The following is a 15,040-nucleotide window of genomic DNA, read 5'->3' as shown; positions in this document are numbered from 1 at the left end:
AGTATATTGATATTATTGAGTTACGAAGTGAAAAATTGCAATAAAAATAAAGCCTAGTGGAATAAGGATTGAGTACCAGTTTCCAATAGCTCTCACAACCGGAGTATATTTTGGGTGTCTTGCTCCAACAGACTGAAATGAAGACTGGAAACCGTGCGCCAGGTGAAGACCCAATAACACGAAAGAGATTACATAAAGCGCTACCCTCCAAACATCAGCAAATTTCCCGTGAAGATCACCCCAGAAACGAGATTCCTCAATCGGTAATCCGTCTACATATTTGTAATTCATCTCATGAAACCAGAAGTCATACATGTGAAGGAAAATAAATGCTAAAATCACAGCTCCTGAAATCAACATATTTCTGGACATCCAGGTAGAATTTGCCGCACCATTGTTGGTATCATATCCTATAGGACGTGCTTTTTTATTTTTAATTTCCAAAACAAATCCCATCACAAAATGGAAAATCACCGCAAACATCAACACCGGCTGCATTACAAACTGAATAAGAGGATTGTACCCCATAAATTGCGAAGCATTATTGTAAGCATCCTGCCCGAAAACCGACAATAGATTTACAGAAAGGTGCATCACCAAAAATATCAGCAAAAACATTGCTGACAATGCCATAGCATATTTTCTACCAATTGTAGAACTTGTTAAACCTGCCATATTAAGTTTAAATTTGAATTTCCACAAAATTAGGAAATGTTAACAATACGTGAAACTGAGAAATCTCACTATTAGACAGTTTGTAATGTTTCTAAATAAGAGTTAAAACAATAATAAAACCACGAAAACTTTCAATTATTGACACTAATTTAAGTAATAAATTTTGTTTTTGAATTTTACCATTTTTGCAGAAGCCGGAAAACTTTTCATTTCAACTTTCTTAATTCTGCGATTTGACGTATAGGGATTAATAATATACTGTTGAATTTTACTTTTTTCTTTTTCAGAATTCATCCAAAATATAACTTGATTTCCTTTTTTAACTGAAATAACAGTTTCCTTTTTATAATGATGAACCAAAAATTCATCTTTTTGATTTTCAATCACATTCAAAGAAATCCGAATAATAGTAAACATCAAAACACTTAAAACTACATTGGAAATATTTTTAAAATTAAATTTTTCAAGCATAAATTTCAGAAAGTAAATTATTCCGAACAAAGCAAAAACCTCAACTAGATTTAAAGGAATATTTTCAAAAAATACAGAATCAAAACCGGCAAACCAATGAATGGTTTTCAATAAAATCTGAATAGTAAAATCATAAATAACAGAAATAAATTCAAAATCCATATTAAAACCAATCAGAGCAGTCACTATAAAAGAAAAAACAATAATCAATTCAGAAAAAGGAACAATGAAAAAATTCGCAACAATAGAAATCAAAGAAAATTGATGAAAATAATATAAAACCAATGGCAAAGTCACCAATTGTGCCGCAATGGAAATAGAAATCGTATTGTAGATGATTTTCTTGAAATAATGATCCTGTCTCGGAAGATATTTTAAAATAGGTTGGTTCAACCAATAAATCCCAAAAACCGCCAGAAAACTTAACTGAAAACCAACATCAAAAATCTGCTGCGTATCAATCATTAAAATTATAAAAGCAGAAAGCGCCATCGAATGCAGTAAATCTGGTTTTCTTTGGAGCAAAACATAAATAAAATACACAGAAATCATAATACAGGAGCGCACCACAGAGTTTCCAAATCCGATGAAGATAGCAAAAATCCAGATAAAAATTAAGCTGATAACAATCGCATATTTTTTAAAACCAACCGGAGAAAACCTCATCATCAGAAAATAAAACATCCCGAAAATTACGACGATATGCGTTCCCGAAATTGCCAGAAAATGCACCAGACCCGAACGATTAAAATCCTGAACGGTTTCAGTATCGATTTCTGTTCGGTCTGCGAGAATAATTCCCTTTAAAAATTCTCGGCTGCGAAAATTCATTTCAGAATGATCGATTTTCTGTAAAGTTTCTAACCGTTTTTGTTTAATTTTTTCAGAAAAACTCAAATCATTTCTTTTTGCAGAAGATATTTCTCCATTGACAAAAAATTGATAATGAATATTTTTTCGCTTTAAATATTTTGAATAATCAAACTGAAAATGATGTTCGGGAGATTTAGGCTGAACAATATAGGCTTTTGCTTTGTAATAATGATTGAAATCTAATTCTTTTTGGTCATTTTCAACATTAGCAATTGCTTCAAAAGATCGATTTCCAAACTCAGCTACAACTTCATATTTTTTATACTTTTCGTTTGAATTTAATTTTTTTGAAACTTTAAAAACAATCGTTTCATTGGTTTTTAAATTAAATCTTTCTTCATTTAAATGATTATAAAAGTGGAAAGAAATTCCCAATCCGAAAAATAAAACCACGAGAAGAATATTTCTGATTTTAAATAGAAATTGATTTTTCAGAAAAAACAATCCGAAAATCAGAATAGAAAACAGCACTATGAGAAAAATAGAATTTTGCTCAAAAGAAAATTTATCCTGAAGGAAAATTCCAAGGATAAAAGAAATGACAAGAATCAAGATTGGCTGTCTGTTCAAAATCATCTGTGTTTGAACAAACTAAGTTAGAAAATTTTAGAATACGAAAATTAAATTTTTCTAATTTTTTAGGCTTAAAATAACATCCGCAGCATTTTCACTCGCACCTTTTCCGCCTAATTTTTCTCTCAGTAATTTAAAATCATGAAGCATTTTGCTTCTTTTGTCGCCTTCAAGAATGAAATTCAGTTCTTTGACAAGGTTTTGAGTATTGAGTTCGTTCTGAATTAATTCCTTTACCACTTCCCTATCCATAATCAAATTGACCAAAGAAATATACTTGATATTTTTTACCAGTCGTTTAGCGATAGCATATGAAATTTTACTTCCACGATAGCAAACCACTTCCGGAATATTCAGCAAAGCAGTTTCCAAAGTTGCCGTTCCCGAAGTGACCAAGGCAGCTTTCGAACACCTCAACAAATCGTAGGTTCTATTGGAAACAAAATGTACATTTTCATCTACATATCTTTGGTAAAATTCTTTCTCCAGACTTGGCGCACCTGCAATTACAAACTGATAATTTTCAAAATGCGGACGAACAGAAAGCATCATTTCCAGCATTTTTTCAACTTCCTGTTTTCTCGAACCCGGCAATAGTGCAATAATTTCTTTTTCGTTTAAACCGTTTTCAGATTTAAAATTTTCAACATTTATTTCCTGAAGCGAAGAAATGGCATCTAATAAAGGATGACCTACAAAATGAGATTTCACGCCGTGTTTATGATAAAAATCTTCCTCGAAAGGTAAGATCACCATCATTTCATCCACATATTTTTTGATGATTTCCACACGGCCTTCTTTCCAAGCCCAAAGCTGCGGAGAAATATAATAGATCACTTTTATGCCTAATTCTTTGGCAAATTTTGCGATACGGAGATTAAATCCCGGGTAATCAACCAAAATCAAAACATCCGGTTTATTATTTCTGATATCTTCCTTACAGAATTTAATATTATTTAAAATCGTCCTCAGATTCATTGCTACTTCCAGAAAACCCATAAAAGCCAGATCACGGTAATGTTTCACCAAAGTTCCTCCTTGTTTCTGCATCAGATCTCCGCCCCAAAACCTGAATTCTGCGCTGGAATCTTTTTCTTTTAAAGCTTTCATTAAATTGCTCCCGTGCAAATCTCCGGAAGCTTCCCCTGCAATGATATAATATTTCATAAATGATGAATAATGGGCGACGATTGATTTTCTGAATCTCAAATATCAAACCTCAAATTTCAAATTAGAAATGAGTAATTTTGCTTCAAAGATAATGATAAAAATGTCAGAAGAATTTGAAATAAAGAATAAAGTTGCAGCGAGCGGATTAATCAATTTCGATTTATCTACCCTGCTTCCAAAAGGTGAAAGAAAAGGTATTGATCTGAAAGATTTCCTTTTTATGGAGATGGTTTTGAAGGAGAAAGATTTTCGTGAAAAAGTGGCAGCTATTAATTTAGAAGAATACAAAGATACTTACGTTTACATTTACAATTCTGCAGATGCGATTGTTCCGCTTTGGGCGTATTTTCTGATTACGGCAAAACTTACCGAAGTTGCCAAAAAAATAGTTTATGGAAGTGCAGAAAATTTAGAAATAATTTTGATGCATGAAGCAGTAAAAAATTATGATTTTTCTGAAATGGATGGTAAAAGAGTTTTGGTAAAAGGGTGTTCAGACAAATCTATTCCTGAAAATGCATATGTGGAATTGGTAGAAAAACTAAGCCCGATGGTAAAATCTTTAATGTTCGGTGAAGCCTGCTCCAATGTGCCAATCTTGAAAAATTGAGTTTTAGCTGTAAAATTTTAGCTGTAAAAATTACCGTATCTCGTTTTTTTTGATAACTTTGAGTTGATTAACAATAAAAATATAAACACAAAATGAGTTTAATTGACCTACTTACAGGAAACACAGGAAATCAGGTTGCAGAACAGGCTGAAAACAAATTCGGAATCAGCAAAAATCAAATCATTGCACTTTTGGCAGTTGCTACACCACTTATCATTTCTTACCTAAGAAACAAATCTCAGGATGCAAAAGAAGCTGAAGCTCTGAACAATGCACTCGACAAGGATCATGATGGAAGTATCTTGAATGACACTTCACAACTGGAAGCAAGACAAAACGAAGGTGGCTCGATTCTTTCTCATATTTTCGGAAGCGAAAAAAATACTGTTGAAAATCAGCTATCACAAAATACCGGAATTTCTATTGATAAAATAGGCCCGATTTTAGCGATGCTTGCGCCTTTGATTATGGGATATATCGGTAAAGAAAAGCAGCAGAACAATGTTGGAGCAGGAGGACTTGGTGATCTTTTAGGCGGAATTTTGGGCGGAGCTCAAAACCAGGCTCAGCAACAGCAATCTAATCCTTTAAACGATATTCTTGGAAGTGTTTTAGGAGGTGGACAATCACAATCTTCCGGAAATCCTCTAAATGATATTTTAGGAAGCGTTTTGGGAGGCGGACAACAAAAACAACAAGGCGGTGGAGGTTTAGGAGACCTTCTTGGTGGACTTTTCGGAGGAAAATAGGAAAATTTTTACAACGATAGAAAAAGACCAGAGAAATATTCTCTGGTCTTTTTATTTGTTAGTTTTTGGCTTCAGATGCTACAGACTTAGACTTTTTACGTAGTCTTCTTTTTCCGTAGCTTCCGTTGTTAATTTTACCTCTTTTAGATTTTTTGTCTCCTTTTCCCATAGCAATATATTTTAGTTGATATACGAATTTAAAAAAACTGATGGTAAAAATCAAAGATTAAAGCTGTTAAAATTTTTATAAATATTTTTGCTTTACATGCAGTTTCCAGATCCATTCAACCTTCTACACTTTCACTGTTTTCCATTTTCCATTTTTAAATAGAATAAAAGCAACGATTGTTATCAAAGTTTCCGCTGCGGGAATAGAAATAAAAACACCTTTCGGCCCCATTTCAAAATATTTTGAAAGAAAATAAGCCAGAGGAATCTGAAACAGCCAGAATCCGAAAAGATTTACCCAGGTTGGCGTCCAGGTATCTCCGGCTCCGTTAAAGGCATTGATCATCACCATTCCGATTCCGTAGAAAATAAATCCAACAGCCATTATATGTAATGCGTTGATCGCAATATTTTTAATTTCAGTTTCGTTTGTGAAAAATCCGACTAAAAAATCACCAAGAAAAAAGAAAATCACACTCACTGTCACCATAAAAATCACATTATATTTTATGGTTTTCATGACAGATTGTTCTGCTCTTTGCATTTCATTGGCTCCCATATTCTGACCAACTAAAGTTGAGGCTGCATTACTCAGTCCCCAAGCCGGAAGCATGAAAAACATCATCAACCGTAAAGCTGTCTGATAACCGGCTGAAGCATTCTCACCTCCTGTTGTAGCCACTAAATTGGCTAAAAAAATCCAGCTGCAGGAAGCAATGACAAACTGAAAAATTCCGGGAGTCGCAATTTTCACTACAGATTTTATCACATCAAATTTTGGTTTGAAATAATTGAGGTAAATTCTGATCTGAGTATCTGCAATTAAAAGATGATACAATTGATAGGCTACCCCGATACTTCTTCCGATTGTTGTAGCTAAAGCAGCTCCCGTCAATCCCATAGCCGGAACTGGCCCGAAACCTTTAATTAAAACCGGACATAAAATAATATTGGCAATATTGGCAATCCATAAAGACTTCATGGCAATGGCAGCATTTCCTGCTCCTCTGAAAATACCGTTAATTAAGAATAAAAGCATAATGATCACACTGCTTCCCATCATAATTCTTGTAAAATCTTTTCCATAAGCTGCAGCTTCCGGTTTTGAACCCATAAGAATTAAAATTTCTTCAGCATAAATAACCCCAAACAAACTTAAAACAAAAGTTACCACGAAGGAAACCAACAACACCTGTGCTGCACTTCGGGAAGCCTGCTCAGGATTTTTCTCACCAATTCTTCGCGCCACCAATGCCGTTGCAGCCATACTCATTCCAATCGCAATGGAATACATTATGGAAAGTACAGATTCTGTTAAACCTACCGTCTGAATAGCATACCCGCTTTCTTTCAGATGACCTACAAAATAGAGATCTACCAATGCAAAGACAGATTCCATTGCCATTTCGAGCATCATCGGAATTGCCAACAGAAGAACTGCGCTTCTTATGGAGACTTTGGTATAATCGACTTCTTTGCCGCTTAATGCTTTTTTTAGAAAAGCGATGTATTTAGACATGATCAAATTGTTTCGACAAAAATATCAATTCGAAAAGCAACACAACTTCGCATATGGAAAGTTTTTAATTAGCCCAACATATCTTTTTATAAATTTTTGCTTGTTAAATCACTATTCATCTGAAGTATTTAATTATTGAGAATTTCATGTTTATTTAATTAACATGATATAAAAACCAACGAAATGAATTAATAATTAACAACATGTATCAAAAAATTATTTAGATTTGTATATTATTTAGATAAAATTAGATTATGAAAAAAATAATTACTACAACTTTACTTGTTGGATTTGTTGCTCTTACAAATTCAATTTATGCGCAGCAGGCAACAAAAGTTCAGCGTCAAGCCATACAGACAGACAATATTGAAACATTTAAAAAAGCATTTACAAAAGCTGAATATGATAAATGTATTGATATCAAAGAAAATTCATATACAATGTTGTCATATAGTATCAGACATAACAGACAGAACCTTATAAATTTTTTACTTGAAAATAATTCTGATGTTAATAAAGCTTGTAAAGGACTCACTCCTTTAATGGTTGCAGCAACGTACGGAGAAACTGAGGCAGCAAAATTACTTCTAAAAAAAGGGGCTAATAAAAACGCAAAAGATCTTAACGGGAAAACGGCAAAAGATTACGCTACAGAAAATAAACAGACAGCAACCGCTGCAATTCTTTAAGAAATTCTAAAATAATATTTAAAACTTCCTTCGGGGAGTTTTTTTGTTTCTAAAACCTTCAAAAATCTTATCTTTGCCAACGGAAATTATCAAAGGTTCAAAACCTTGAACCATAAACTTTAAACTTTAAATAATAATGTTTCGATCGCACACAAACGGAGAATTATCTCTTAAAAATCTTAATGAAGAAGTTACACTTTCAGGATGGGTACAGACTATCCGTGATAAAGGATTTATGATTTGGATAGATCTTCGAGATCGTTACGGAATTACTCAGTTGGTTTTCGACCAGGACCGTTCTACAGCGGAACTGATGGAAAATGCAAAAAAATTGGGACGTGAATTTGTGATTCAGGTGACTGGAAAAGTTATCGAAAGAGTAAGCAAAAACCCGAATATTCCAACTGGAGAAATTGAAATTTTAGTTGAAAAATTAACGGTTCTTAATGAATCTCAGCTTCCGCCTTTCACCATTGAAGACGAAACAGACGGTGGCGAAGAATTGAGAATGAAATACCGTTACTTGGATATCAGAAGAAATCCTGTGAAAGATAAATTGATCTTCCGTCACAAAATGGCGCAGAAGGTGAGAAATTACCTTTCAGACAATGGATTTATCGAGGTTGAAACTCCGGTTTTAATCAAATCTACTCCGGAAGGAGCGAGAGATTTCGTGGTTCCAAGCAGAATGAATCCTGGGCAGTTTTATGCATTGCCACAGTCTCCACAGACTTTCAAACAATTATTGATGGTTGGCGGAATGGATAAATATTTCCAGATTGTAAAATGTTTCCGTGATGAGGATTTAAGAGCCGACAGACAGCCCGAATTTACACAAATCGACTGTGAAATGGCTTTCGTAGAGCAGGAAGACGTAATGAACGTTTTTGAAGGAATGACGAAAACTTTGCTGAAAGACATTACAGGTCAGGAATTCGGAGATTTCCCCCGAATGACGTTTGCCGATGCGATGCAGAAATATGGAAACGACAAACCGGATATCCGTTTCGGAATGGAGTTCGTGGAACTGAACGATTTAGTAAAAGGAAAAGATTTCAAAATATTTGATGAAGCAGAATTGGTTGTCGGAATCAATGTGGAAGGTTGTGCAGACTATACAAGAAAACAAATCGACGAGCTTGTTGATTGGGTGAAAAGACCACAGATCGGAGCTTCAGGAATGGTTTGGGTGAAATTCCAGAATGACGGTGTGAAAACTTCTTCGGTAAATAAATTCTATAACGAGGAAGATTTAGCAAAAATCATCGAAAAATTCGGAGCTAAGGAAGGTGACTTAATGTTAATTCTTTCCGGAAACGAGCACAAAGTAAGAACTCAGCTTTCGGCATTAAGAATGGAGCTTGGAAACCGTTTAGGATTAAGAAAAGGAGACGTTTTCGCACCACTTTGGGTAGTTGACTTCCCACTATTGGAATTTGATGAAGAAAGCGGACGTTACCACGCCATGCACCACCCTTTTACGTCTCCAAAACCTGAAGATATTCATTTATTGGAAACAGATCCCGGAAAAGCAAGAGCAAACGCTTATGACATGGTGTTGAACGGAAACGAAATAGGCGGTGGTTCTATCAGAATTTTCGATAAAGATCTTCAGTCTAAAATGTTTGATTTGTTAGGATTCTCAAAAGAAGAAGCAGAAGCACAGTTTGGATTCTTAATGAACGCTTTCAAATACGGAGCTCCGCCTCACGGTGGTTTGGCTTTCGGATTCGACCGTTTGGTAGCGATTCTTGACGGAAACGAAGTAATCAGAGATTATATTGCATTCCCTAAAAATAATTCAGGACGTGATGTGATGATCGATGCGCCTGCAGCTATTGCAAACGAACAGCTCGATGAACTGGAATTACAATTGAATTTAAAAGCATAATTGCTCAAAAAATAATTAAATTAGAAGCGGAGAATTTTTCTCCGCTTTTTTATTTAAAACTAAACCATGAACGAAGAAATTCTTACTTTCAATACACCATGTTCAGAAGAAACCTTAAGACAAATTAATCAATATGAATTTAAAAGACTTTGGGAAAGTAATCTTACCAAAAACAATAAAAATCTTTTAGGCGGAATTATCACCTTAGCAGTTGCAATAGTTTTTTTTCTTACTGAAGATTATGGATTCGCTGGATTATTTGCTGGGTTTAGCATTGCAACATGCATTAATTATGTTTCATATTATTCATTGTACAGAAAAAATAAGAAAAAACTCAAAGAAATCATAGAAAAAGAAGTTGCAAATATTAAAACCAATTCTAAAGATGTTATTTGGGAATTTACTCCGTCTCATTTCTCTTTTAAAAATTACAAATCTGAATATAAATTTATCTGGAAAGAAATTACATATTGTATTTTAGATGATCAGTATCTCTATATCACAGCTTCATCGTTTATGAATTTTATTTTGGACAAAGCTAATATTGATGGAGAAAATCTGAATAAAACTCTCCAACATCTTGAAAAATATTCAAGTTTTAAAGAAATTTAATTCATACCACATTTAGTAAATAATTTTCGCTCGGCACAATCATTGTTCTTTTTATTTAAAATATAAGACAATGAAAGCAATCTGGAACGGCGCCATTGGCTTTGGTTTAGTCAATATTCCTGTAAAAATTTACTCCGCTACCGAAACCACAAAACTGGATTTGGATATGCTCGATAAGTCTGATTTCTCGAATATTCGGTTTAAAAGAGTCAACGAAAATACAGGCAAAGAAGTGAAATGGGAAAATATTGTGAAAGGTTATCTCATGGACGACAAATACATCATTCTTGATGAAGAAGATTATGAAGCGGCAAGTCCTGAAAAATCCAAAATACTTTCTATTGATCAGTTTGTGAAGGAAAGCGAAGTAGATTCCGTTTACTTCGAAAATCCATATTACCTCGAACCTCAGAAAAATGGGGAAAATGCCTATCGGCTGTTGCTGAAGGCTTTGGCTAAAACAGAAATGGTCGGTGTCGGAACTTTTGTCCTGCGCGAAAGTGAAGCCATCGGAATGATTCGTCCTTACAATGACGAAGTTTTGGTCTTAAACCGGTTAAGATTTGCCCAAGAAATAAGAGATTACGGCGATCTGAAAATTCCGGCTGCAAAGGCTCCTAAACCTGCAGAACTGAAAATGGCCATTAATCTTATTGAACAGCTTTCACAGGAATTCGATCCTGAAATGTACAAAGACACCTATTCTGAAGCTTTAATGAAGATCATTAAGCAAAAAGCAAAAGGTAAAAATATAAAAGCTAAAAAAGCAGAACCTGCAAAAGAAGGTAAAGTGATTGATCTGATGGCTCAGCTGAAAGCCAGTCTACAGAATACCAAATCTAAAAACGCATCATAATGGCTCTAAAAGATTACAACGAAAAGCGGAAATTCGACGAAACCACCGAACCTAAAGGCAAAGCGAAAAAAAGTAAGGGCAAGCTGATTTTTGTGATTCAAAGACATGCGGCTTCGAGATTGCATTATGATTTCCGTCTCGAAATGGACGGTGTTCTCAAAAGCTGGGCGGTTCCGAAAGGTCCGTCATTGGATCCCAAAGACAAACGTCTTGCGATGATGGTGGAAGATCACCCTTACGATTATAAAGATTTTGAAGGAAATATTCCTGAAGGAAATTACGGAGCCGGACAGGTTGAAATTTGGGACAGCGGAACGTATGAACCGTTAGACAACGATTCAAAGCTTTCTGACGAAAAAGAATTGTTAAAAGAGCTTCATGCAGGCTCTTTAAAGTTTATCTTACACGGCAAAAAGCTGAAAGGTGAATTTGCTTTGGTTAAAATGAAAAATACAGAAGAAAATTCATGGCTTCTGATTAAACATAAAGATGATTTTGCCGAAAGCGATTATAATGCAGAAGAAAATACCGCCAAAAATTCTCAGGTCACAAAATTTTTAGAGGAAAAAAAAAGCCTAAAAAGCAGCAAAAAAAAGTCATAACCTCAGAAACAAAGCCAAGATTTCAGCGTTTTAATTCTTTGGTTGACGAGAAGAAAATCGACAATTACATTAAGCCCATGCTTGCCAAATTATCAGGCGAAGCATTCGATGATCCGGACTGGGTTTTCGAAATAAAATGGGACGGTTACCGCGCCGTAGCCGATCTCAGCAATGAACAGCCTCTCTTCTATTCCAGAAACGGGATTTCTTTTTTATCTAAATTTGAAAAAGTTTCGCGTGATTTCGACAATCAGGTTCATAAAATGATTCTGGACGGGGAAATTGTAGCGTATGACGAAACCGGAAGACCCAATTTTCAATTATTACAGCAGATCGGGGACAATCCCGATTTAGCCTTAGTTTATCAGGTTTTTGATATTTTATGGCTGAATGGTCATTCTACGGAAGAACTGCCTTTAATTCAACGGAAAGAACTGTTAAAAGAGGCTTTAGTTGAAACCGAGGTTATCAAATACTGTGATCATATTCCTGAAAAAGGAATCGACTTCTTCAATCAGATGAAAAAAATGAAGCTTGAAGGCATGATCGCCAAAAAAGCAGACAGTCCTTACGTAGAAAACCACCGTACTTCCGATTGGCTGAAAATAAAATTTACCAATACCGAAGAAGCCATCATTTGTGGATTTACGGAGCCGCGAGGTTCAAGGGAAGGTTTCGGCGCATTGATTTTAGGAAAATATATCGACGGAAAGCTTACCTACAGCGGACATACCGGAACAGGATTTAATCAGGAATTAATTCGGGAAGTTCTTGAAAGATTACAAAAAATCATCATTAAAAGTTCACCTTTCGAACATAAGCCAAAAACAAATATGCCTGTAACATGGACAAAACCTGAGTTGGTCTGCGAAATAAAATATTCCGAAATCACAAAAGACGGAATTTTCAGACACCCCGTTTTTGTTGCCATCCGTGAAGATAAAGAACCTGAAGAAGTAAGAAATTCATCGAACGAAATCATTAATACATCAAAATCAAAAAATATGAAAACGTCTGCAACAGCCAAAAAGACAAAAGCTTCTGAAAATGAGAAGGAAATTACTCTGAATAAACATACGGTAAAACTGACCAATCAGGACAAAATTTATTTCCCGAAAGATAATATTACCAAAGGTGATGTGATTGAATATTATCAGTCGGTTGCCAGCTATATTTTACCCCATCTTAAAAACCGCCCGCTTTCTCTGAACCGTTTTCCAAACGGAATTGAGGAGCAGAATTTTTATCAGAAAGACGCCAGTGACCATATTCCGGATTGGGTAAAAACGACACAGGTCTATTCGGAATCGAATGATAAAGACATCGATTATATTTACTGTAATGATAAGGCAACGCTGGCTTATCTCAATAATTTGGGCTGTATCGACATGAATCCGTGGAATTCTTCACTTCCCGATCTTGACCATCCTGATTTCCTTGTTTTAGACCTTGACCCTTCTAAGAAAAATACGTTTGATGAGGTTATTGAAACGGCATTGCAGGTAAATGAAGTGTTGAAATCGATTAAAATTGAAGGTTACTGCAAAACTTCAGGAAGCACGGGAATTCATGTATACATTCCGATGGGCGGAAAATATGATTTTGACCAGGTAAAAGATTTTGCCCATATTCTGATGAAGCAGGTTCATGAACAGCTTCCGAAAATCACCACTTTAGAAAGAAGCCTACAGAAGCGTGACGATAAAAAAATCTACCTTGATTATCTTCAAAACAGAACCGGACAGACTTTGGCAAGCGCTTACAGCCTAAGACCCAAACAGGGCGCTTCAGTTTCCATGCCTTTGGAATGGAATGAATTGAAACCCGGCTTAAAACCAACTGATTTTAATATTCATAATGCTTTAGACAGAATTAAGGAAAAAGGAGATTTGTTTAAATCTGTTTTGGGAAAGGGAATTGATATGATGAAGGCGTTGGAATTATTGCAGAGAGAGTAATTTTTGATATGTTTGTATTCTTGGAATATCAATATAACTAATACCAATGGATGACAACATAATAATTGAATTTCCTTTCGATGAAAGAATAGAAAGGGGAAACCAAAATTTCTATTTTAAATATGTTTGGAAAAAAGCGTTTAAAGGCTGGAGAAAATTGATTATTATTACATTGCTATTTTTATTCTTAGGTTTTTATCCCATAGAAAACTTCGATAGAAGTCTTTTCTATTATATCCTGAAGTATACCGGTATTTTTCTTTGTGGTTATTGTTTTATTTTAATATACCAATATTTTAATTCTAAAAAGAAGTTTAAAATAGAAATTGAGAAAATCATACAAGAATTACAACAGAAGAATGATCCGTCCTATCTTAGATTTTCGATAGAAGAATTAGAAATTTCAAACCCCATGTATACTGTAAAATGTATTTGGGATAAAATTTCGTATAGCTTCATTGAAGATTATCTGATAATTCATACCATCTCTAATTTAAATTATGTCTTTAATAAAGCTGAATTTAAAAACGATGATTTCGAAACTGTTATAAGCTATCTTGAAAGATTTTCTAAGGCAAAATAACTAAGGTAACTTTGCTACCAAACTTTCCGGCAACATTTTCAAAATAAAATAAATCATTTTCCATTTGAAATTCGGCACAATGGTAAAAGAATTGCGTGCATTTACAATGAATTTTGCCACATAATCCGGTTCCATAATCAAAGATTCATTCAATTGTAACCCCTCATTGATTTTTGTACGGATATAACCAATCACCAAAGCGTTGACCTGGATGTTTCTTGAAGTCAATTCCTGTCGTAAACCGGCTAAATACGTTGTAAAAGCAGCCTTTGTGCTTCCATATACGAAATTACTTTTTCTTCCACGGACGCCTGAAAGCGAAGATAAACCGATAATTCTTTCCAAATTTTTATTGCTTTCATCTGTGGCAATAATATTTAAAATGGACACCGCGCCCATATAATTGACTAACATCATTTGCTGAGTTCCTTTAAAATCACTTAATGCTTTTTCATTATCCACTAAAAAACCTGCGGCATAAACTACAATATGAGGTTTTACAGAAAGTTCATTATAAAATTTTTGATGAGAATCAAAATCAACCGAATCAAAAGATAAAACCGTAACCTTTGAATGAAGACTATTTTTCTGAATAAATTCTTCCAAAGATTTTATATTTCGGGAAGCAGCAATAACGGAAAAACCTTTTTGAACGTATTGCCTGATCGCTTGTTTCGCAACATCTGAATTTGCACCTAGAATGAGAACTGTTTTATCTGTGTTTTGATTCATGAGGCAAAGATATTTTTTTTAATTCTTAAATACGAACTTCACAAATATTTTTCCATAGCACAAAAAATTGATGGAAATATTGTTATTTCAACGAAGGGGAGATCTATTAACAATTTTAAAAATGAACCATTAAGTTTTCATTAAGAAGTTAAGATTGTTAAGTAGATTCTTCACTCCACTGCGTTTCATTCAGAATGACAGCTTTGCGTTATAGTAATACTCAAGATTCCTGCAGAATGACAATTTACATAAATACGTAAAAAAGAATCGGGGGGGGGGGGGTTTTTTTCCCCCCCCTAAACAAATACC

The 15,040-nt window shown here is 34.5% G+C and carries 15 protein-coding genes; 9 read left to right on the top strand and 6 right to left on the bottom strand.

The features are described 5' to 3' along the window. Positions 1 to 12: 12 nt before the first annotated feature. The 3 genes from ACR1PN_RS10790 to lpxB form a co-directional block, all read right to left on the bottom strand. The gene (locus tag ACR1PN_RS10790; RefSeq protein WP_378180959.1) at positions 13 to 675 is read right to left on the bottom strand and encodes a succinate dehydrogenase cytochrome b subunit; all 663 of its coding nucleotides are present in this window, start codon (positions 673 to 675) and stop codon (positions 13 to 15) included. 144 nt (positions 676 to 819) lie between these two features. After that, positions 820 to 2,595, bottom strand: a complete 1,776-nt coding sequence (locus ACR1PN_RS10785; protein WP_433980049.1) for a ComEC/Rec2 family competence protein — start codon at positions 2,593 to 2,595, stop codon at positions 820 to 822. Between the two features lie 54 nt (positions 2,596 to 2,649). After that, on the bottom strand, positions 2,650 to 3,759 hold the full coding sequence (gene lpxB / locus ACR1PN_RS10780; RefSeq protein ID WP_433980048.1) for a lipid-A-disaccharide synthase: 1,110 nt from the start codon (positions 3,757 to 3,759) through the stop codon (positions 2,650 to 2,652). A gap of 103 nt (positions 3,760 to 3,862) precedes the next feature. Here lpxB and ACR1PN_RS10775 point away from each other — a divergent pair, with 103 nt between their 5' ends. After that, the gene (locus tag ACR1PN_RS10775) at positions 3,863 to 4,372 is read left to right on the top strand and encodes a DUF2480 family protein (RefSeq protein WP_433980047.1); all 510 of its coding nucleotides are present in this window, start codon (positions 3,863 to 3,865) and stop codon (positions 4,370 to 4,372) included. A gap of 92 nt (positions 4,373 to 4,464) precedes the next feature. Further along, positions 4,465 to 5,121: a DUF937 domain-containing protein gene (locus ACR1PN_RS10770; protein ID WP_378180971.1), complete on the top strand. Its 657-nt coding sequence runs from the start codon at positions 4,465 to 4,467 to the stop codon at positions 5,119 to 5,121. 58 nt (positions 5,122 to 5,179) lie between these two features. Here ACR1PN_RS10770 and ACR1PN_RS10765 read toward each other — a convergent pair whose 3' ends face one another. Beyond that, a complete protein-coding gene (locus ACR1PN_RS10765; protein WP_378180974.1) occupies positions 5,180 to 5,290 on the bottom strand; it encodes a 30S ribosomal protein THX in 111 nt (36 codons plus the stop codon). Positions 5,291 to 5,413: 123 nt separating this feature from the next. Continuing rightward, positions 5,414 to 6,808: an MATE family efflux transporter gene (locus tag ACR1PN_RS10760; protein ID WP_433980046.1), complete on the bottom strand. Its 1,395-nt coding sequence runs from the start codon at positions 6,806 to 6,808 to the stop codon at positions 5,414 to 5,416. Positions 6,809 to 7,062: 254 nt separating this feature from the next. Here ACR1PN_RS10760 and ACR1PN_RS10755 point away from each other — a divergent pair, with 254 nt between their 5' ends. The 7 genes from ACR1PN_RS10755 (at position 7,063) to ACR1PN_RS10725 (ending at position 13,999) form a co-directional block, all read left to right on the top strand. After that, positions 7,063 to 7,497, top strand: a complete 435-nt coding sequence (locus ACR1PN_RS10755) for an ankyrin repeat domain-containing protein (protein ID WP_433980045.1) — start codon at positions 7,063 to 7,065, stop codon at positions 7,495 to 7,497. 136 nt (positions 7,498 to 7,633) lie between these two features. Further along, complete coding sequence (gene aspS, locus ACR1PN_RS10750) at positions 7,634 to 9,388, top strand: aspartate--tRNA ligase (protein WP_433980044.1); 1,755 nt, start codon at positions 7,634 to 7,636, stop codon at positions 9,386 to 9,388. Between the two features lie 66 nt (positions 9,389 to 9,454). Then, positions 9,455 to 10,000 carry a hypothetical protein gene (locus ACR1PN_RS10745; protein WP_433980043.1) on the top strand — a complete coding sequence of 182 codons (546 nt, stop codon included), beginning with the start codon at positions 9,455 to 9,457 and terminating at the stop codon, positions 9,998 to 10,000. Between the two features lie 70 nt (positions 10,001 to 10,070). Further along, positions 10,071 to 10,856 (top strand): Ku protein, encoded by a 786-nt coding sequence (locus ACR1PN_RS10740; protein WP_072955713.1) that lies wholly within the window; start codon positions 10,071 to 10,073, stop codon positions 10,854 to 10,856. After that, complete coding sequence (locus tag ACR1PN_RS10735; protein ID WP_433980042.1) at positions 10,856 to 11,458, top strand: DNA polymerase ligase N-terminal domain-containing protein; 603 nt, start codon at positions 10,856 to 10,858, stop codon at positions 11,456 to 11,458. The genes ACR1PN_RS10740 and ACR1PN_RS10735 overlap by 1 nt, the downstream gene beginning before the upstream one ends. Positions 11,459 to 11,535: 77 nt before the next feature. Next, complete coding sequence (gene ligD / locus ACR1PN_RS10730; protein WP_433980041.1) at positions 11,536 to 13,416, top strand: DNA ligase D; 1,881 nt, start codon at positions 11,536 to 11,538, stop codon at positions 13,414 to 13,416. Between the two features lie 46 nt (positions 13,417 to 13,462). Further along, complete coding sequence (locus ACR1PN_RS10725; protein WP_433980040.1) at positions 13,463 to 13,999, top strand: hypothetical protein; 537 nt, start codon at positions 13,463 to 13,465, stop codon at positions 13,997 to 13,999. On the opposite strand, the gene ACR1PN_RS10720 is transcribed toward ACR1PN_RS10725, so the two are convergent. Further along, positions 14,000 to 14,731 carry an SDR family NAD(P)-dependent oxidoreductase gene (locus ACR1PN_RS10720; protein ID WP_433980039.1) on the bottom strand — a complete coding sequence of 244 codons (732 nt, stop codon included), beginning with the start codon at positions 14,729 to 14,731 and terminating at the stop codon, positions 14,000 to 14,002. It lies immediately after the preceding gene. Between the last annotated feature and the right edge of the window lie 309 nt (positions 14,732 to 15,040).

The organism is Chryseobacterium sp. RLHN22, assembly GCF_051011795.1.
GTDB lineage: Bacteria > Bacteroidota > Bacteroidia > Flavobacteriales > Weeksellaceae > Chryseobacterium > Chryseobacterium zhengzhouense.
The sequence above is the reverse complement of the archived record's forward strand: the minus strand, read 5'-3'. Positions and strand labels throughout refer to the sequence as shown.

Excerpts from the sequence above, each read along its gene's own strand:
- aspS (WP_433980044.1), top strand. The coding sequence starts at position 7,634 with ATGTTTCGATCGCACACAAACGGAGAATTATCTCTTAAAAATCTTAAT.
- ACR1PN_RS10740 (WP_072955713.1), top strand. The coding sequence starts at position 10,071 with ATGAAAGCAATCTGGAACGGCGCCATTGGCTTTGGTTTAGTCAATATT.
- ACR1PN_RS10725 (WP_433980040.1), top strand. The coding sequence starts at position 13,463 with ATGGATGACAACATAATAATTGAATTTCCTTTCGATGAAAGAATAGAA.
- ACR1PN_RS10755 (WP_433980045.1), top strand. The coding sequence starts at position 7,063 with ATGAAAAAAATAATTACTACAACTTTACTTGTTGGATTTGTTGCTCTT.
- ligD (WP_433980041.1), top strand. The coding sequence starts at position 11,536 with ATGCTTGCCAAATTATCAGGCGAAGCATTCGATGATCCGGACTGGGTT.
- ACR1PN_RS10765 (WP_378180974.1), bottom strand. The coding sequence starts at position 5,290 with ATGGGAAAAGGAGACAAAAAATCTAAAAGAGGTAAAATTAACAACGGA.
- ACR1PN_RS10720 (WP_433980039.1), bottom strand. The coding sequence starts at position 14,731 with ATGAATCAAAACACAGATAAAACAGTTCTCATTCTAGGTGCAAATTCA.
- ACR1PN_RS10745 (WP_433980043.1), top strand. The coding sequence starts at position 9,455 with ATGAACGAAGAAATTCTTACTTTCAATACACCATGTTCAGAAGAAACC.
- ACR1PN_RS10790 (WP_378180959.1), bottom strand. The coding sequence starts at position 675 with ATGGCAGGTTTAACAAGTTCTACAATTGGTAGAAAATATGCTATGGCA.
- ACR1PN_RS10735 (WP_433980042.1), top strand. The coding sequence starts at position 10,856 with ATGGCTCTAAAAGATTACAACGAAAAGCGGAAATTCGACGAAACCACC.
- ACR1PN_RS10775 (WP_433980047.1), top strand. The coding sequence starts at position 3,863 with ATGTCAGAAGAATTTGAAATAAAGAATAAAGTTGCAGCGAGCGGATTA.
- ACR1PN_RS10760 (WP_433980046.1), bottom strand. The coding sequence starts at position 6,808 with ATGTCTAAATACATCGCTTTTCTAAAAAAAGCATTAAGCGGCAAAGAA.
- ACR1PN_RS10770 (WP_378180971.1), top strand. The coding sequence starts at position 4,465 with ATGAGTTTAATTGACCTACTTACAGGAAACACAGGAAATCAGGTTGCA.
- ACR1PN_RS10785 (WP_433980049.1), bottom strand. The coding sequence starts at position 2,595 with ATGATTTTGAACAGACAGCCAATCTTGATTCTTGTCATTTCTTTTATC.
- lpxB (WP_433980048.1), bottom strand. The coding sequence starts at position 3,759 with ATGAAATATTATATCATTGCAGGGGAAGCTTCCGGAGATTTGCACGGG.